This is a genomic window from Sneathiella glossodoripedis JCM 23214, from assembly GCF_000616095.1.
Classification (GTDB): domain Bacteria; phylum Pseudomonadota; class Alphaproteobacteria; order Sneathiellales; family Sneathiellaceae; genus Sneathiella; species Sneathiella glossodoripedis.
Window position 1 is genome coordinate 74,188 of sequence record NZ_BAMS01000007.1, and the last position, 18,101, is coordinate 92,288.

General features: G+C 47.7%; 12 protein-coding genes and 4 pseudogenes. 13 read left to right on the forward strand and 3 right to left on the reverse strand.

Annotation, left to right across the window (positions count from 1 at the left end; translation table 11 throughout):
- Window positions 1–3: 3 nt before the first annotated feature.
- The 8 genes and pseudogenes from JCM23214_RS17645 to JCM23214_RS17680 all read left to right on the forward strand — a co-directional run bounded on the left by JCM23214_RS17645 (window position 4) and on the right by JCM23214_RS17680 (window position 8,305).
- Entirely contained in the window at window positions 4–1,212 is a 1,209-nt protein-coding gene (locus JCM23214_RS17645; protein WP_025900096.1) for an MFS transporter, read from the forward strand.
- A gap of 78 nt (window positions 1,213–1,290) precedes the next feature.
- Window positions 1,291–2,537 (forward strand): annotated as a pseudogene (locus JCM23214_RS21690) (MFS transporter).
- Between the two features lie 92 nt (window positions 2,538–2,629).
- Entirely contained in the window at window positions 2,630–4,585 is a 1,956-nt protein-coding gene (locus JCM23214_RS17655) for an ATP-grasp domain-containing protein (protein ID WP_025900097.1), read from the forward strand.
- 79 nt (window positions 4,586–4,664) lie between these two features.
- Window positions 4,665–5,450, forward strand: a complete 786-nt coding sequence (locus JCM23214_RS17660) for a 3-hydroxybutyrate dehydrogenase (protein WP_025900098.1) — start codon at window positions 4,665–4,667, stop codon at window positions 5,448–5,450.
- Between the two features lie 97 nt (window positions 5,451–5,547).
- Window positions 5,548–6,171 carry a glutathione S-transferase family protein gene (locus tag JCM23214_RS17665; RefSeq protein WP_025900099.1) on the forward strand — a complete coding sequence of 208 codons (624 nt, stop codon included), beginning with the start codon at window positions 5,548–5,550 and terminating at the stop codon, window positions 6,169–6,171.
- Between the two features lie 34 nt (window positions 6,172–6,205).
- Window positions 6,206–6,907 (forward strand): transglutaminase domain-containing protein, encoded by a 702-nt coding sequence (locus JCM23214_RS17670; RefSeq protein ID WP_148301932.1) that lies wholly within the window; start codon window positions 6,206–6,208, stop codon window positions 6,905–6,907.
- 3 nt (window positions 6,908–6,910) lie between these two features.
- Window positions 6,911–7,507, forward strand: a complete 597-nt coding sequence (locus JCM23214_RS17675) for a uracil-DNA glycosylase family protein (protein WP_025900101.1) — start codon at window positions 6,911–6,913, stop codon at window positions 7,505–7,507.
- Between the two features lie 15 nt (window positions 7,508–7,522).
- On the forward strand, window positions 7,523–8,305 hold the full coding sequence (locus JCM23214_RS17680; RefSeq protein ID WP_025900102.1) for a crotonase/enoyl-CoA hydratase family protein: 783 nt from the start codon (window positions 7,523–7,525) through the stop codon (window positions 8,303–8,305).
- 29 nt (window positions 8,306–8,334) lie between these two features.
- Here JCM23214_RS17680 and JCM23214_RS21695 read toward each other — a convergent pair whose 3' ends face one another.
- Together JCM23214_RS21695 and JCM23214_RS21700 are read right to left on the reverse strand one after the other, a co-directional pair.
- Entirely contained in the window at window positions 8,335–8,751 is a 417-nt protein-coding gene (locus JCM23214_RS21695) for an acyl-CoA thioesterase (protein ID WP_199899731.1), read from the reverse strand.
- Window positions 8,752–8,772: 21 nt separating this feature from the next.
- A pseudogene (locus JCM23214_RS21700) lies at window positions 8,773–9,929 on the reverse strand (iron-containing alcohol dehydrogenase).
- Between the two features lie 183 nt (window positions 9,930–10,112).
- Here JCM23214_RS21700 and JCM23214_RS17695 point away from each other — a divergent pair.
- A complete protein-coding gene (locus tag JCM23214_RS17695; protein WP_025900103.1) occupies window positions 10,113–10,751 on the forward strand; it encodes a LysE family translocator in 639 nt (212 codons plus the stop codon).
- A gap of 14 nt (window positions 10,752–10,765) precedes the next feature.
- On the opposite strand, the pseudogene betA reads toward JCM23214_RS17695, so the two are convergent.
- Window positions 10,766–12,450: pseudogene (gene betA / locus JCM23214_RS17700) on the reverse strand (choline dehydrogenase).
- A gap of 205 nt (window positions 12,451–12,655) precedes the next feature.
- On the opposite strand from betA, the gene JCM23214_RS17705 reads away from it, so the two are divergent.
- The 4 genes and pseudogenes from JCM23214_RS17705 (at window position 12,656) to JCM23214_RS26200 (ending at window position 18,056) form a co-directional block, all read left to right on the forward strand.
- A complete protein-coding gene (locus JCM23214_RS17705; protein ID WP_025900105.1) occupies window positions 12,656–12,865 on the forward strand; it encodes a hypothetical protein in 210 nt (69 codons plus the stop codon).
- A 53-nt stretch (window positions 12,866–12,918) separates the two neighbouring features.
- Window positions 12,919–15,537 carry a PAS domain-containing hybrid sensor histidine kinase/response regulator gene (locus tag JCM23214_RS22905; RefSeq protein ID WP_025900106.1) on the forward strand — a complete coding sequence of 873 codons (2,619 nt, stop codon included), beginning with the start codon at window positions 12,919–12,921 and terminating at the stop codon, window positions 15,535–15,537.
- 191 nt (window positions 15,538–15,728) lie between these two features.
- A complete protein-coding gene (locus JCM23214_RS17715) occupies window positions 15,729–16,769 on the forward strand; it encodes a carbohydrate kinase family protein (RefSeq protein ID WP_025900107.1) in 1,041 nt (346 codons plus the stop codon).
- 202 nt (window positions 16,770–16,971) lie between these two features.
- Window positions 16,972–18,056, forward strand: a pseudogene (locus JCM23214_RS26200) (TRAP transporter substrate-binding protein).
- Window positions 18,057–18,101 lie beyond the last annotated feature (45 nt).

Genomic DNA, 18,101 nt, shown 5'->3' on the forward strand with positions numbered 1-18,101 from the left:
TTCGTGTCTGTCAGTGATCGCACCGCCATCTGGTTTTTGGCATTTGGTCAAACTCTGGTCTGGGCGGGTACCTATTATATATTTCCCGCTCTTATTGTCAGATGGGAGGCGGAGCTTGGCTGGTCCCGATCCGAGATTACCGGAGCATTGACCATTGCGATTTTAACATCAGCAATACTCTCTCCTGTTTCGGGCAGACTGATTGACAAGGGCCTTGGCGCACTGACCTTAACGCTTGGTGCTTTTGTCGGGGGCTGGCTGGTTGCCGCTCTGTTTTTTGTTGAGAGTTTAGCGGGGTTCTATGCCATTTGGGCCGGGCTTGGGGTTTGCATGGCATTCGCTCTTTATGAGCCTTGTTTTGCCTTTGTAATTCGCACAAAAGGGCTGGATGCGAAGCGTTTCATTACGCTGATCACATTGGTTGCCGGCTTTGCCAGCACAGTCTCTTTTCCTGTTGCTCATGTTCTTTCCGATGAATTTGGTTGGCGCATATCGTTAATTGCCTTTGTATGTATGGTCAGTTTCGTTGGTGCTCCCCTGATGTATTTTGGGGCCAAAAACCTTACCCCACACGAAAGTGCACTCAAATCAATTGAGGAGACAGCGCAAATTCAAGGGCGTGGGCGATATGGATTTTTGCTTTGGCCCAAATTCTGGTTAATTGCGTTGGCGTTGATGTTGCTTTCAATGGTGCATGCGACTTTGATCAATCACTTGTTGCTCCTGCTTAAAGATCGCCAGATCAGTGCAGATACCGCCGTACTGGCAGCGTCATTCATGGGGCCCATGCAGGTATTTGGCCGGCTCTTGGCAACGCTGGTCGAGCGATATTTTTCAAACGGAATGCTCACGGCCCTTTGTTATATTTTCTCAATTTCCGCTGTTGGGGCCCTGATGCTCGCAGAAAAGCTTCCCGCCATGCTGGCAATCTTTATCATTCTGCAAGGGAGTGGTATTGGGGTCAGCAGCATAATGAAACCCGTGTTATCTCGTGAAATTCTGGGGGGTGAGAATTTTGGTCTTAAATCGGGTGCACAGGCCGTTCCTTTTTTCACTGGTAATGCATTCGCTGCGCTAATTGGCTCTTTATTGTGGGCGCTAGGCGGATATGATCTGGTGCTTAAAGTTTTGATCCTGCTCCTCATGGTCGGTTTTTTCGCGCTTCTGGCAGCAATTCATTTAAACAGGGCAGCCGATACCAAAGGTGGGTAATTGTAATATTACTCACTTGCGAACTGGGCAGGTGATGGCTAAAACATTCTAACCAAACGTTCCAAAAAGAAATTACAAATGACAACAACCCGTACCCCCCTTATCAACCCGATCCTGATCGCGGGTTGTATCATTTTGATGACAGGCTTCGCCATTCGCGCCAGCTTTGGTATTTTTCAGATTCCGATCGCCGAGGAATTTAACTGGCTTCGCTCGGAATTCTCTTTGGCCATTGCCATTCAGAATTTGGCATGGGGAATAGGCCAGCCTTTATTTGCGGCTTTGGCCGAAAAAATCGGGGAGCGAAAAGCCATTATTCTGGGTGCGGCGACTTACGCGCTTGGTCTGGTGTTTAGCGCTTTTTCAACCACGCCACTAGAACACCAGTTTTATGAAATCCTCGTTGGTTTTGGTATTGCCGGGACGGGTTTTGGTGTCATTCTGGCCGTCGTCGGTCGCGCCGCTTCAGATGAAAACCGCTCATTGTCTTTGGGTATTGCGACCGCGGCGGGCTCCGCGGGTCAAATTGTTGGGCCGCCATTTGCAAACCTGTTACTGCAATATATGAACTGGTCCAGTGTGTTTCTGGTTTTTGCGGGCATTATTATGGCGGTTCTGGTTGTTCTTCCCATGATGCGTGCACAACCAGCACCGGCTGGAAGTGCGGGACTGGATGAGTCCATGGGAGAGGTGCTCAAAAAAGCCTTTTTTGATCCAACCTATATCATGATTTTTCTGGGCTTCTTTTCCTGCGGCTTTCAGCTTGGCTTTGTTACGGCTCATTTTCCTGCCTTTATTGCTGAAGCCTGTGCGGCAATCCCGACGAATAGCGTTTTACGCTCAATGGGGGTCAGCACGACAACTGCACTTGGGGCGTTGTCCATTGCCCTGATCGGCATCACAAATATTGCCGGATCGATCGGTGCTGGTGCCCTTGGCGCCAAATACAGCAAGAAATATCTTCTGTCTCTGATTTATGTCGGGCGAACCATTGCCTGCATTCTGTTCATTATGTTCCCCATGACCCCAACAACTGTGATCCTGTTTTCACTGGTCATGGGTGGCTTGTGGCTTGCCACCGTGCCGCCGACATCCGGCCTTGTCGGTCAGATTTACGGCCTCAAATATATGGGCACTTTGTACGGTATCGTCTTCTTCTCTCATCAATTGGCTCATTCCTTGGGGTCTGGATGGGCGGCGAACTTTATGACCAGTTTGGAACCTATGATATTGTTTGGTGGGTCGGAATTGGCGTGGGCGCATTTTCCGCAATCATTCATCTACCTGTAAAAGAACAGCCCTACGAAAGCAGATTTGCAACATAAGGTGGTTCTGTTTTGTGGGCTCACAGATAAAACTCTCACCCTCAGCAATCTATTGGTTATAAATATGCCAAAGATTGCAGGGGGAGGGAACGTTGACATATCTTCGCGTAAAAGGGGCTACTGCGCTCAAGGGACCTAATCTTGTATGCCCTTATCCGGGCGTAACGGTTCGGTTTGTGTTAAATGACAGCGTGGTTGCGGATCAGTCTCTTGTGCTGGATCTGTTACGCGAAACCGCTCATAAGATCTATGATAAGCCCTCTTCCATCAAGAAGCTTAAAATTCCCGAAATCAAAGGGACTTTCAATTCGCAGGTTATTGATTGGATAGGTGTAATTTCAATCCTTATTCAGCGGATGAATGGGAATGAAGCTTCGCTGTATCGGAGTTTTGAGCGGACGAGTCATGGTCATTGCGACCTTTTTGTCGCCCATGAGTTTGAATCCATGGGTCGCGCTGCACTAAGCTCCGCAGTTAATTTCGTAAAACTCATCACCAATGATGAGAATTTGCAGGACAACAAAGCAAGTTATAACGAAATTGTCGAAGAGCAGCTGGCGGCAATTACCCAGATGTATCAGGCCTGGGCACCCAGAATGGAAACACGCCAGTTTCTTAAAGTTGCGACAGCACGCAAAATTCCTTGGCGGTTCAACGATGAGCGAACCAAATTTTTGGAATTTGGATATGGTCGCAAGAAGAGGGTTTTCCTTGAAAATATAATCGATATTGAAGGTCATAATACATTTGCACTGACCAACGATAAAAACCTCACCGCTAAAATTTTAAATGAAGTCGGTCTGCCCGGAACTGTAAATATTCGTGCAACCGACCTGCAGGAGGCAAAGGCCGCAGCGAATGAGCTGGGGTATCCTGTTGTCTTGAAGCCTTTGATGGGGATGCAAGGGTATGGCGTAACACCTGACATCAAAACCGAACATGAGCTTGAAATCGCTTATGAGGCGGCGACAAAACATCATTCACATGTGATTGTGGAACGGCATGTAAAGGGCGATGACCATCGAATGTTAGTGATCGGTGGTAAATATGCCGGCTGCGTGAAACGGTCAATCTCGAAAATAATTGGTGATGGCAAAAGGTCGATTACGGAACTGGTCGCCGAAATGAATAAGCAGGATTTTCGAAATCGAATACCGGGAAATCCAAAATATCAGATCAAGAAAATTCCGGTGATTGATGAAGTCCTTAAAAAGCAGGGGTACGATTGGGATAGCATTCCTGCCAAAGGTGCGATCGTGTCCATGCATATCGTACCAAATGCAAGTCAGGGGGGGATGCTCGAAGCAATTGATGACCGGGATGTTCATCCCGCCAATATTGAGATGGCGGAACGGGCCGCGCTGCAATTTGGCTTGAAGCTCGGCGGTATCGATTATCTGACGGATGATATTTCGAAACCGTATTATGAGAGTGGCGGGGCAATTTGTGAGGTCAACGCCAGACCCGCGATTGACGTGATGCAATTAGGCGATCCGATCGTGCAGGAAAGATTATGCCGTGCAACTTTTGAGCTTAGCTTTCCACCAGAGGAGCGGACTGAATTACCGATCATCGTGCTGGTGGGAAGCGATGAAAGTCTCGGTTTTGATTTGGCGAGTACCCTTACAAAGAAAGGTAAACTTGTATCACATGCTCATTCACGGGGTGTAAAGATCGGACAAGCACCTCCAGTCCATGTGGGGCAGGCTGACAAGGCAGTTGATGCCGCGCTTTGGGATGCCTCAGTTGAAGTCGGTATTATTCAGGAAACGGGTGCTCGCATTCAAAAATACGGGTTATGTTTTACGTTAAGTTCTCTCGTGATTTTCATGGATGTTCCTATTTTGGGCACAAAGCGCATTGCCAAAATTAATACGTTGCTCGCGCGAACGGCCATGCATGGTGGGTATTATGTTCAGGAAAATGAAGCCTTGCGGGAATGGATTGCTACTTTGGATGACGACCTGAAAGTAAAATTTAAACCAGTTTCACTGTCGGAAATAAAAGACAGAGTCCTGTCCGATATAGAAACGATAATTGGCGCTTGACGATCTGTATCCTGTCCATAAGCTGTTGCGGAATTTAAATGCTGTGCGGATAACCCCGTGCGGGGAGAAGGATACTTTTATGAATTTACAAGGAAAAGTCGCACTTGTGACGGGGTCCACAAGTGGTATTGGTCTTGCGATGGCAATAAATTTCGCGAAATTGGGGGCCAAAGTCGTCATTAATGGTCTTGGCGATCAGGATGCGATAGAAGCAGCCAAGTCAGCTGTTCAGGACGCAGGCAGTGGTGATGTGATTTATAACGCCGCGAATATGCTGGACCCGGACGCGATTTCTGCGATGGTGGAGCAGGCGGAAACTTCATTTGGTTCTGTGGATATTCTGGTAAATAACGCTGGTATTCAACATACCTGCAGCGTAGATGCGTTCCCCAAAGAAAAGTGGGACGCGATAATCGGTATTAATTTATCGAGTGCATTTCATACTTCACAGGCTGTGCTGCCGGGCATGCAAAAACGTGATTACGGTAGAATTATAAATATTGCTTCTGTGCATGGGTTGGTTGGTTCAGTTGAAAAATCTGCTTATGTTGCGGCTAAACACGGGATTATCGGATTGACCAAAGTAACCGCTTTGGAAAATGCTGAGCGGAATATTACAGTAAATGCGATTTGCCCTGGTTGGGTGCGCACACCATTGGTTGAAGTACAAATCAAGGCTTTGGCAGAAAAAGAAGGTGTGGACTTGGAAGAGGCTGCGCGCAGGCTTCTCGCAGCAAAAGAACCTTCTTTGCGTTTCACAACACCGCAAGAGCTTGCCGAAGGGGCCGCTTTTTTGTGTAGTCCGGCAGCGTCAAATATGACCGGAACGTCGCTGGTTATGGATGGTGGCTGGACAGCTCAGTAAAGGCTATTGGGCTTCTTGACAGGTCTGGCTGAGTTTGAAACAGTGGTTTCAAGCAAGCCAGACGCACTTAATAAATCAAGAAGAAAGAAGCCCGCTCATGATTAAGGTCCATCATCTAAACAATTCCAGATCCCAGCGAATTTTATGGTTACTTGAAGAGCTTGGACAGGATTACGAAATCGTAAAATATCAGCGGGATGCTGTTACAAGTCTGGCACCCCCTGAGCTTGAAAAAATCCACCCCCTCGGAAAATCACCGGTTTTGGAAGATGATGGACTGATAATCCATGAAACAGGGGCAATCGTTGAATTTCTTGTCAATAAATATGACGATGGTTCATTGGCCCCAACGGATCGAAGTTCAATACTTTATACGCGCTATTCAGAATGGCTGCATTACGCTGAAGGGTCGGCAATGCTCCCCTTGCTTCTGCGTTTGTATGTATCTCGTCTGGGGGATGCAGGCGCACCCTTGCACCCACGAATTAGCAGTGAGTTTAAAAACCATTTTTCCTATGTAAGTAAGTCTCTTAAAGATGATTATTTGTTGGGAAATGAATTGTCAGCAGCAGATGTCATGATGTCTTTCCCGCTGGAAGCTGCAAATCGCGCCGGTGGTTTGAAAGATTTCTCTAACCTGCAGGAATATGTCGCCCGTTTTCAGGCACGCGATGCTTACAAGATTGCCCTTGAAAAGGGTGGGAAATACGATTTCGCGTAATCTGTGTTATCACGAAATGGTCCAAAAAATGAATATGAGTGATATAACAGGGAGCCCGGCGGAAGGATTATCAGACGCTTGGGTGAAGCCCACAAAATTTATCGATTGTGATTCCAAAAATGTTAAAGCATTTGCCAAAAATGCTTTGGCATCCTTGCCCTCAAATGCGAAGGCGAGGGATATTGCCATTCGCCTGTTTGAGGCTGTCAGGGACGATATACGCTATAATCCCTATCAGATTACATTTAATGCTGATGACTATAAGGCCAGCAATGTTGCGACCTTGGATGCCGCTTTTTGCGTCCCTAAAGCCATTTTGCTTACCGCTTCGTTGCGCTATGCAGGTATTGCCAGTGCAGTTGGATTTGCCGATGTAAAGAACCATCTGAATTCCCCCAAACTGCAGGATCTGATGCAAACTGATTTATTTGCCTATCACGGCTATGTTGCTCTGAAAATTGACGGGCAGTGTTTTAAGGTTACGCCAACTTTTAATCGCGATTTGTGTGAACGATTTGGGGTACAGGCAATTGAATTTGATGGACACTCTGATGCTTTGTTTCATGAATATGACGCTCATAAACGGCAGCATATGGAATATGTAAAGGATCGCGGTATGTTCGAGGATCCGCCTATGGAAGATATTGTCAAGGATTTGGCCGTTCTCTATCCGAAAATGAAGGCCATATGTGATGGGAAAGGGGTTGTCGAGGCTGATCCTGATTTTGCGGCCTGAACAATGAACACCCCACAGTTGGAAACTCTTCTAAAGGAAATCCGGCAATGCCGACATTGTGAAGAGTTTCTGTTGGACGGATGTCGCCCTGTCCTGCAAGCCTCAAGCCATGCAAAAATTCTGGTTGTTGGGCAAGCTCCGGGACGAAAAGTACATGCGACGGGTATTCCTTTTAATGATCCAAGCGGCGACAGACTAAGGGACTGGATGGGCATAAGCCGTGAAGTATTTTATGACTCGTCGCTACTGAATATCGTTCCCATGGGATTTTGTTATCCGGGAACGGGAAAATCGGGTGATCTACCCCCGCGTCCTGAATGCGCCGAACTTTGGCGAGCGCGGTTATTGGCGCAGTTTGAAAATACAGAGCTGCTTCTTGTCATTGGTCAATATGCCATCGATTGGCACATCGGCCCGACGCGCAAAAAAACGTTGACGGAAACTGTGCTTGATTGGCGCAAATACTGGCCTTCCACTCTTATTCTACCACATCCGTCACCAAGAAATAACTTGTGGCTGAAGCGCAATCCCTGGTTTGAGGAAGAGGTCATTCCTGAGCTGCGCAAACGGGTAGCCTCTATTGTGAATACAAAAAAATGAACTGGGAGTTTTAAAATGCCGACCGAAACGAACAAAGTACTGATACATACAGAAGAAAACATAACAACAGTGACCATTAATCGGCCCCATTGCCGAAACGCAGTTGACTATGAAACGGGTGAGCTTCTTCTGGATGCGTTTAATCGCTTCGAAGAAGATGACAGTCAATCTGTCGCAATTTTGCGTGGTGCCGGAGATTATTTTTGCGCTGGTTTTGATTTGAAATCTTTATCCGGTCAAAGTGAGCTCTCCTATGATCCTGAGGCGGAGGGAATTATGGGGCCCAGCCGCAAGCTGCTAAGCAAACCTGTTATCGCCGCTGTGGAGGGATATGCTGTTGCCGGGGGCTTGGAGCTCGCATTGTGGTGTGACTTGCGTGTCGCTGCCGAAACTGCCGCTTTTGGTGTGTTTTGCAGACGATGGGGAGTGCCTTTGATTGACGGGGGATGTGTGCGTCTTCCTCGTCTGATTGGCCATAGTCGGGCCTTGGATATGATTTTGACAGGACGGGAGGTAAGCGCACAGGAAGCTTACGAATTTGGACTGGCAAACCGGGTTGTTGCGCAAGGTCAGGCATATGAGGAAGCCTTGAAGCTTGCCAAACAAATCGCCGAATTTCCTCAGACCTGTATGAAAGTTGATCGAATGACCTCTTATCAGCAATGGGGAATGGACGTTATGCAAGCATTGCGTCATGAGGCACGCGAAGGTGCCAAGCCCTTATATGAAGAAGCTCGAAACGGAGCTGGAAGATTTTCATCAGGGCTTGGTCGAGGTGGCGATTTTTCCAAAATTTGATGACCGCGCAACTCTTGGCGGGCTTGTAACTACATAATATTTTGCAGAACTTCCCGCATATGTTGAGGTATCGGGACGGGACGATTGGTCGTCCGGTCTACATAAACATGAATGAAATATCCCTCCGCGCAGGCCTGTTCATCCTCTCCCTTGAACAGGCCAAGCTCATAGCGCACTGAGGAGTTCCCCATTTTCGCAACTTTCAATCCGGCATGGACCAGGTCCGGAAAAACGATGCTCTTGGCATATCGGCAACTTGTTTCCACAACCAGCCCAACAACCGGGCTGTTCTGAATGTCTAAAATTCCCTGATGGACCAAGAACTGGTTCACTGTGGTATCGAAGTAGCTGTAATACTGTACGTTGTTTACATGACCGTAGGCGTCATTATCCATCCAGCGTGTTGGGATAGCCTGAAAGTGGCGATAGTCACTTCTAAGGCTCATTTGTTTTGTGTTTCCCATGGGTTAGAGGACTTTCTTATAGATTAAATACGCATCCTCACGGGTCACTTCGCGTGGGTTGTTAACAAGAAGTCTGGTTTGCTCCATTGCCGCGTCTGCCAGCTTATCCAGATCGTTTTCGCTTACACCAACTTCGCGTAGCCTTGTTTCCAGTCCAAGGTCGGCCCCCAGTTTTTCAAGTCGATTGATGAATTCCTGACAGGTTGCCTGCGACCCTTGTGAAGTGTCGATATCAGTGAAGACCAGCGGTGCCAGTTCGGCATATTGATCTGCACACACCACGGCGTTAAATCGCATCACCTCTGCCAGAACAATGCATTGGATAACCCGTGTGGAACGTGGAATATCCCACCGATCGGATACGCAAGCGCATGGACGGCAGCGACTGGTGAATTAGCAAATGCCTGACCCGCCAGACATGCTCCAAGCAGCATGTTGGAGCGGGCTTCAACATTTGCACCGTCCTCCACTGCGGTTGTAATATTAGCACCCAACAGCCGGAGCGCTTCCTTGCCCAGTGTTGCGGACATGGGGTTATTATTGGCTCCTTTTGATGTATATGCCTCTATTGCATGCACCATTGCGTCGATGCCGGTAGCCGCTGTTACATGTGGCGGCAGTCCCAATGTGAGGTGAGCGTCAAGAATGGCTATGTCTGGTAATAGTTTGGCAGAAACCACACCTTTTTTAGTCTCCGCACCAACGGTAATAATGGAAATAGGTGTAACCTCTGAACCTGTACCGGCAGTTGTTGGAATTTGGATAAGTGGCAACCGGTTTCCTTTGATCATTTCGATGCCGTAAATCTCATCAAGACTTTCCTGCTCGAGCGCGAGCAACGCAACCAGCTTTGCAACATCCATGGAAGAGCCGCCGCCAAATCCAATGATGACTTCTGCGTTATGCTCGATGGCAGATTCACTCGCCTCCAGCACGATTGCCTCTCGGGGATCTGCTTCAACAGTGTCAAAAATAGCCAGTTTTACGCCAGCTTTCTCCAGTGCTGTAATCGCACTTCTGTGTAGATCAAGTTTGACGATCCCCGGATCTGTGACCAGCAGAGCCCGGGTTCCAAATTGATGGACAATATCCCCAAGCTCTTCCATCACACCGGGCTTACAAATCAAACGGGGAGTCGTGTTAAAAACAAATTCTCGCATCAGCTCTTCTTCTTGATTTTTAAAGTTTGTTGGGTTGCCTCTACATTCCCTGCGACATCGGCATTTTGTCAACTCTATCGCATCTCAACCCATAAAATCGATTTTTATTTTACTTATTTGTTGGTGGTGTTCCCATGAACCGTTATTAATAGATTTCACATGCAGATATGCGAGGGGTAAGAGATGCTGGTATCGGAAATTCTAACATTTGTATTTGTCGCATCCCTGCTGGTTATGTCGCCCGGGCCCAATGGTGTTCTGATCGCAAAGACCGTACCCACATCCGGCAAAGTCGCGGGCTTTGCAAATATTGCCGGGTTTATGACCGGGTTTTATTTGCATGGCGCGTTATCTGTGTTGGGAATTTCAATCATACTGGTCCAGTCTGCTACAGCATTCACTCTGGTTAAAATATTAGGGGCAATTTATTTGTGCTGGATTGGTATCAAGGCGTTGATTGATGCTTTTTCGGCGAATGTGAAGGTTGCAAATGTGAAACCGGTTAGGAGAAAAAGAACCTTGCTCAAGGCATACAGCGAGGGGTTGCTCACGAATGCACTTAATCCAAAGGTTTCAATGTTCTATCTAGCTGCCTTCCCGCAGTTTATTTCCAGCGATGCTCAATCCGCAGTCTCCGCATTCATTCTGGTTTTTCTACATTCAGTAATTAACCTCCTGTGGTTTGGCGCGATGGTACTTGTCCTTTCGCGCCTTGGTCAGGTCGCTAAAACTGTGCGTTTTCAAAAATGGCTCAAGGCTTTAACCGGTGTTGTGTTTATCGGTTTTGGACTAAAGCTGGCGAGTTATTCACGCAATGCCTGATACCATTACTCTTCTTACGTAATTTCACGCAGTGCGGTGCCGATACGCTGTTTATGCTCCCAATCTGGCTGTACCAATAGGGGGCGTTGCTTTTTTCAAGCGGGGGTTTTTCCAGGATCATATCAGCCGCTTTTTCTGCGACCATTATGGTTGGCGCATTCAGGTTGCCGTTTGTAATTGTTGGAAAAATGGAGCTATCAACGACCCGCAAACTCTCTAAGCCCCGTACCCGGCAGCTTTCATCGAGCACAGCCATGGGGTCAGACGCAGATCCGATCTTGCAAGTGCAGGATGGGTGATAGGCGCTTTCCACATTGTCTTTCACCCATTGATCTATCTCTTCATCAGACTGGATTTGAGCACCGGGTTGAATTTCCTCTCCGCGGTATCTGTCGAATGCAGGTTGATGAATAATTTCACGGGTGAGGCGAATAACCTGCCGCCAGTCTTTGACGTCCTCTTCGGCCTGTAGGTAGTTGAACAGAATTTCCGGCTTGTCCTTAGGGTCCGCTGAGGAAATCATCACATGTCCCCGGCTTTTGGGTTTATTGGGGCCAACGTGAACCTGAAAACCATGTCCATCAAAAGCCGTGCGCCCATCATATCGCATGGCTGCAGGTAGAAAATGATACTGAATGTCTGGCCATTTTAAACCGGGTCGGGATCGGATAAAGGCGCAGCTTTCGAAATGATTGGTAGCTCCTAAGCCGTTTTTAAACAAAATCCATTGTGCACCGATCAGACCTTTGCTGAGTAATCCCAATCGGTTGTTGAGCGTAATTGGTTCTTTGCATCGAAACTGGAAATAGACTTCCAGATGATCCTGCAGGTTGGCACCCACTCCGGGAAGGTCATGAATTGGCGTAATATTTCGTTTTGCAAGCTCGCTCGCAGGGCCAACGCCAGATCTTTGCAGAAGAGTGGGGCTACCGATCGAACCTGCACTTACAATGACTTCACGTGCTGCTTCTATTCGTTGTGATCCACCGTCTTTTACAAGTGAAATCCCGGTTGCGCGTTTTCCCTCAAATTCGACCTTGTCAACCAGTTCACCGGTCAGGATCGTTAAATTCTTACGGTACCGCACGGGATCGAGGTAACAATAGGCGGTGGATGCGCGAACACCATTTTTTACCGTCATATGCATGGGGCCGAAACCCTCTTGCTGATACCCGTTATAGTCAGACGTGACGGGATAACCCGCTTCTTCACCCGCCTTAATGAAGGCGGAATACAGCGCATTTAGCTGCATGTTGTTGCCATTGTTTACATGCAGTGGCCCGTCATCGCCGCGATATTCATCGGAGCCACCAATCCAGCTCTCCGCCCGCTTGAAATATGGCAGAACATCCGCGTATCCCCACCCTGTAGCGCCTTCGCTTTCCCATTCTTCAAAGTCGCAGGCGTGACCACGGACATATACCATTCCATTGATTGAAGAGGAGCCGCCGATCACTTTCCCTCGCGGACAATCCAGCCGTCTGCCGCCAAGCGCTGGTTCTGGAAGGCTCTCATAGCCCCAGTTGAACTTGTCCATATTCATTGGAATTGATAGGGCTGTTGGCATCTTTATGAAAATATTTTTGTCACTACCGCCAAATTCAACAAGACAAACAGTTACTTCCGGGTTTTCGCTCAAGCGATTTGCCAGAACACATCCGGCGGATCCCGCGCCAACAATCACATAATCAAATTTCATACTCTGAACCTGTTCAATTGAATTCGACCCACGTCAATATAATCACTTACCACAAATGCTTTTGCAAATGCGACAGCAGGATGCCGATTGCGCTTGAGAACGACTTTTTTTAAGCTAAAAGTAAGAAAAACAGTCTAGTTTATTCTATAGTTAGTGTCGCAAAAGTTGTGTGTGGCGATACTTGGCCAACTTTGGGAGTCTTCGAGTGCTCGAGGCAGCAATACCTGATTATGAAGAGCAAAGACTGGAAGCCTTGCGCAAGCTCCGCCTGTGGAAAAGCGCGGACGATGAAGCTTTGATCGAATTACGCGCCTTATTAGCAAATTCTTTGCAGCACCTGCCGTTCAGATCAATTTGGTGGGCGATGGGTATGTCTGGGCCAAGTCATCCCACGGTGAGTTGCCGCGTCAGATAAAACGTGAAGAGAGTCTTTGTGCACACACGATCCTTGAGGATGATATCTTTTGTGTGTCAGATATTCACGCTGATGCACGATACAGTGACATAAACCAGACCATTAACGGTGAACCGGTCCGATTTTATGCCGGTGTGCCCTTGAAGGTGTATGGGGGCTTCAATGTCGCAACGATCTGTGTGATGGATACGAAGCCCAGAACGCTCCAATTCGACGAATATGAAGTGCTTTGGAATTTTGCCGGTGCAGTCCAGCAGCAATTCAGTTTGTCCAGACTGGAACAGGATGGAAAGTTTCTGGTCTCCCAAACCTCACGGCTCAACACACTGCTCGAAGCATTGGCTGACGGTATTGTAACAATTGATGCACGGGGCAGAATTGAAACAGTCAACGGTGCCGCCACTCACATCTTCGGGTATGAGCAGGGTGAACTCGAAGGAATGGAATTCAAGGAATTGATGCCCGACCTCGGCCGAGGCGGATGGGAAGGGTATCTTGAAATCCTGCTAGGTTCGGAAAAAGCTTTCCTACCGGATCAAAATTATAATCTTCAGGGGCGCCGAAAAAATGGCTCGCTGTTTCCGATGGAGCTTGAAATCCGGGAAATGATCCTGGATGGAAATCTGTCATATATTGGTATTATTCGCGACATCACAGAGCGCAAAGCTGCGGAAGACGAAATTCTTCAAAGCCGGCAGATTCTGGAAGTTACAAAAGAAAATGTACCCGCGGGCATCACTGTCTTTGGCAAAACAGCAAGACTTAAAGTCATAAACAAGCACGTGAAGGATCTACTTCTGCTTCCAGATGAGCTGGTAACCCTTGGGGTCAAGTTTAAAGAAATCGTGATTTTCATGTTCGAGCGAGGAGATTTTGGTAAATTTCCTCCAGATCGCGTGCATGACGAAATGGTGAAAATCGTTACCGATTTTAAATCTCCGCGCTTTGTACATATCAAAGAAGTCGACAGATATATTGAAATTACCAGTCGCATGATGCCCGATGGTGGGTTCGTCTCTACCTATCTTGATATTACGTCACGGCTGAAAAACGAAGAAAAGCAGGAAGCCTTGCTCAGGCAGGCCAATGAAGCCAATTCAGCAAAAACCAACTTTCTCTCCACCATCAGCCACGAAATCAGAACACCGTTAAATGGTGTCATTGGCGTTGCGCATATGCTGGAAGAGACGGTCCTCGATCCGAAACAGCGTGAAATGCTGGATACGATCCTGCATTCGGGCAATACATTGCTTTCGATTATTAATGACGTACTGGATATGAACAAAATCGAATCTGGTAGTTTGGAAATCGAGAGTATTTATTGTGATTTAAACGAGATAATTGGCTCGGTCTGTGCTCCGTTTGAAGCGCAGGCAGGGGGCAAAGGTATTGAGCTTGGCTTCACAATATCAGAGGAAATCAATCCGCATATCGTTTCCGATCCAACGCGGCTGCGGCAAATTCTGATGAACTTGCTCGGCAATGCTATGAAATTTACGGAAAGTGGCAGCATTCATGTAAGGGCAACATTATCCAATGAAACAGATGCTCGCGGGCAGCTCGTTCAGATAGATGTCTGCGATACAGGTGTTGGGATCGCAGAAGATCGCCTTTCCACAATATTTGAGGCGTTCTCTCAAGCTGACAACACCATCAACCGGCGCTTCGGCGGGACCGGTCTTGGACTGTCCATTGTCCGCAAATTGGTTGAAATCATGGGCGGTGAAATTTCTCTCAAAAGTACAGAAGGAGAAGGCACTACTTTTACAGTTCTAATGCCGCTGCAGATCGCCCCCAAAGCGGAAGTGGAAGAGGAAGCCAGCCGCCTGAAAGGTGCAGATTTTGAAGATACTACAGGCTTGAAAGTGTTGGTTGCTGAAGACAACCACATTAATGCGATGATTACGTCTTCCTTCTTGAAAACCTTGGGACATACAGCGGAAGTTGTTGAAAATGGGGAGCTTGCCGTTGAAGCGGTCGCCAACAGACGGTTTGATCTGGTTTTGATGGATATTCACATGCCGGTAATGGATGGCATTGAAGCGACAAAAAAAATCAGACTAAAGCAGAGCTCGAAAATCCTGCCAATTCTGGGTGTTACGGCGGAAGCCTTTGCTGATCGTCACGCCTATATGAAAGAAATTGGGATTAACGATGTCATCACCAAACCATTTACAAAGCCACAATTGAAAAAGGCGATTTCAAAATACTTCACGAAAGAACCGTTAGATCTGGATGAGGCTTCTCCAAGTGAAGAACAGGTCAAGGTGCCGCTCAAAAGAAATGACAGTGATGCCCCTGATCTTGGAATGCTGGAAGTTACGCAATCATTGCCAATCGGCAGCGATGAAAAGATGGCGGAATTTGTTGAGCAGCTAGGCGTAGATATGGCAGGCCCTTTGATTGAGAAAACGCCGGATGCTGTTAAATCAGAATTGAACGTTATGAAACAGGGCCTAGAAGATGGGGATATGGCGATTGTTAAACGCGCAGCTCACACAATAGTTGGGGTGGCGAGTTCAATGTGTGCAGAACGACTGGTGGAACAGGCGTCATTATTTGAGAATAACGCCGGTGAACTGGATGATATCTCGGCCGTTTTCCCTATATTTGAAAAAACCGCGGAAGAAACATTTCATTGGTGGTCAGAAAAATCGAAAGCTGACGGCTAGATTACTATTGCCTTGATTTTCTGTTTAATTTTGAATGCCTCCCCCTTATTTGACAGGCTACCGATGTTTCAGTCAGGGATATATACGGAGCTGGACTGCTCATAATATACCATTATTGAACTTGTGAATTTACCGGCCAATTGAAATTCGTTAAATGTAGTCTTCTCTCTTTATCAGGAAAGTTTGTTTTCATGAAAATTACGGTTGTTGGTGGTGCTACGATTGATGTTATTGCGACGATTGATCCAAGTGACATCGAAAGTGTGACCATGCGTAACGCTGCAAACTCCTATCTGTTGATGGAGCAGGGCGCCAAAGTTGAAGCAACTCACATTGACACACAAATGGGAGGGGGAGCCACAAACGCTTCTGTTTCAATGGCTCGCCTTGGCGGTGACGTTAGAACTGTCTTGATGCTTGGAAATGACAGGGATGCTGAGCATGTACTGGATCGGTTGAAATCTGAAAATGTGGATACGTCCTACGTGATGAGGCATCCAACCGAACCGACGGGTAAGTCCGTCATCATTTGCTCACATGATCGCAACGCCGGAGTTTTTGTCAACCGTGGGTCCAATAGCTGTTTGTCCGGCGATGATCTGACAATGGAAATGTTTGAAGGGTCCGATCTGGTATATGTCTCAACTTTGAGTGCTCAATCCGCAGATGCATTTCCGCAAATAGTCCGCATGGCGAAAGAAGCTGGCGCGTTTGTTGTTTGCAATCCAGGTATTCGCCAAATCCGCCAGCGCAAAGACCAGGTATTGGACGCCTTGCAATGGGTCGATATGATCGCGATTAATCGTGATGAAGCAAGCGCGTTAGCTCAAGGCACGGTCACTCTTTGCAATAATCCACCAGCGCTGGATCCGTCACGACCAGACCTGATTAATGAGGGGCTGGGCGAAAAAGGTGCCTTTATTAAACTTGCTGACCTTTCCCGGCTTGTAGCAGAACGTGGCAGTCGTTTTCTGGTCGTAACAAATGGGGCTGAGGGGGCGTATCTGACGGAAAATGGTGAAATCCATTTTTGTCCGACAATTCCTGCCAAACTGGAAAGCACGATTGGGGCAGGTGACGCATTTAATTCAACTCTTGCATTTGCTTTGGTTGCCGGTAAAGCGTTTGACGAAGCCATGAGGTGGGCCGTGACCAACGCGGCGTCTGTCGCCGGCTATGTGGATGCGCAAACCGGTCTCCTTACACAAGAAGAACTTCAAAAACGCCTGTAATTAGCGATTTTTCACGACCGATAAGCTGATCTTAAGTGCCTAAATGAAATCTGGTTGACTTTTATGTACACACATATAAACATAAACCATATTCATAAAGCGAAATCCGTAAAGGAAATAAGGGCACTTGCCTTGGGGGAATGCGCTCTTTTACCGAGAGTCTGAACGACAGGCCCGGGTGCGGGCACTTAAGGAGAAAAAAATGCAAAGACGGGAATTTATGAAAACTGCTGCTGCCGGTGCAGTCGCGTCCACAATCGCAGCTCCAGCCATTGCCCAAGGTAAAATGCAATGGAAAATGGTTACAGCCTGGCCGAAAAACCTTCCCGGACCGGGCGTTGCCGCTCAGAAACTGGCGGATCGTATTACAGCACTTTCAGGTGGCCGTATTGAAGTGAAGTTATTTGCCGCCGGCGAACTGGTGCCGGGGCGCGGTGTGTTTGATGCTGTCAGTCAGGGGACTGCCGAGCTTTATCATGCTGTTCCCGCATATTGGGGATCCAAATCCAAAGGCATTCTTATGTTTGGCTCGCAACCTTTTGGTTTGCGTGCAGATGAGCAGGTGGGTTGGCTCACCCATGGTGGCGGGCAGGCGCTCTATGACGAAATTTATGGTCGCTTTGGTCTGAAGCCGTTTTTGTGTGGTAACTCAGGACCGCAGTGGCAAGGCTGGTTTAAAAACGAAATTAATTCTGTTGACGACTTGAAAGGGTTGCGTTTCCGGACAACTGGTTTGGCCTCTGAAATGTGCTCCAAACTTGGAATGGCGGTTCAGGCAATGGGCGGCCGGGCAATGTTTCAGGCGCTGCAATCAGGCGCTCTTGACGCTGGTGAATTTATTGGTCCATGGACAGATAGCGCGCTTGGTTTTTATCAGGTTGCCAAGAACTATTATTGGCCGGGTGTTGGCGAGCTTCCTCCGCAGAAGAATGCGCCGTTAATGCGAAGGTCTATAACGAACTTCCTGACGATCTGAAACAGGCTGTGTCCTACGCTTGTGAAAGCCTTTATAATCCGGTTTGGACAGAATACACAACGAAGCACGCGCTTGCGCTTACCAAACTGGTTGAGGAGCAGGGTGTACAGGTTAAGAAACTGCCTGACGATGTGATTGTTGCCATGGGCAATGCCGCTGGTGAAGTGATCGCGGAACTGCGCGAAGATGAAGACGAACTGGTTCGCAGAATTGTGGAAAGCTTCCTCGCCTATCGCTCATCTATTTCCAGCTATATGACATATGCTGATAATGGACAAATGAACGCACGGGCGATGGACTATAAGTATTAAATAGTATTTGATGTGTGGCGGGCTCAGGTAAGAGCCCGCTTTTTT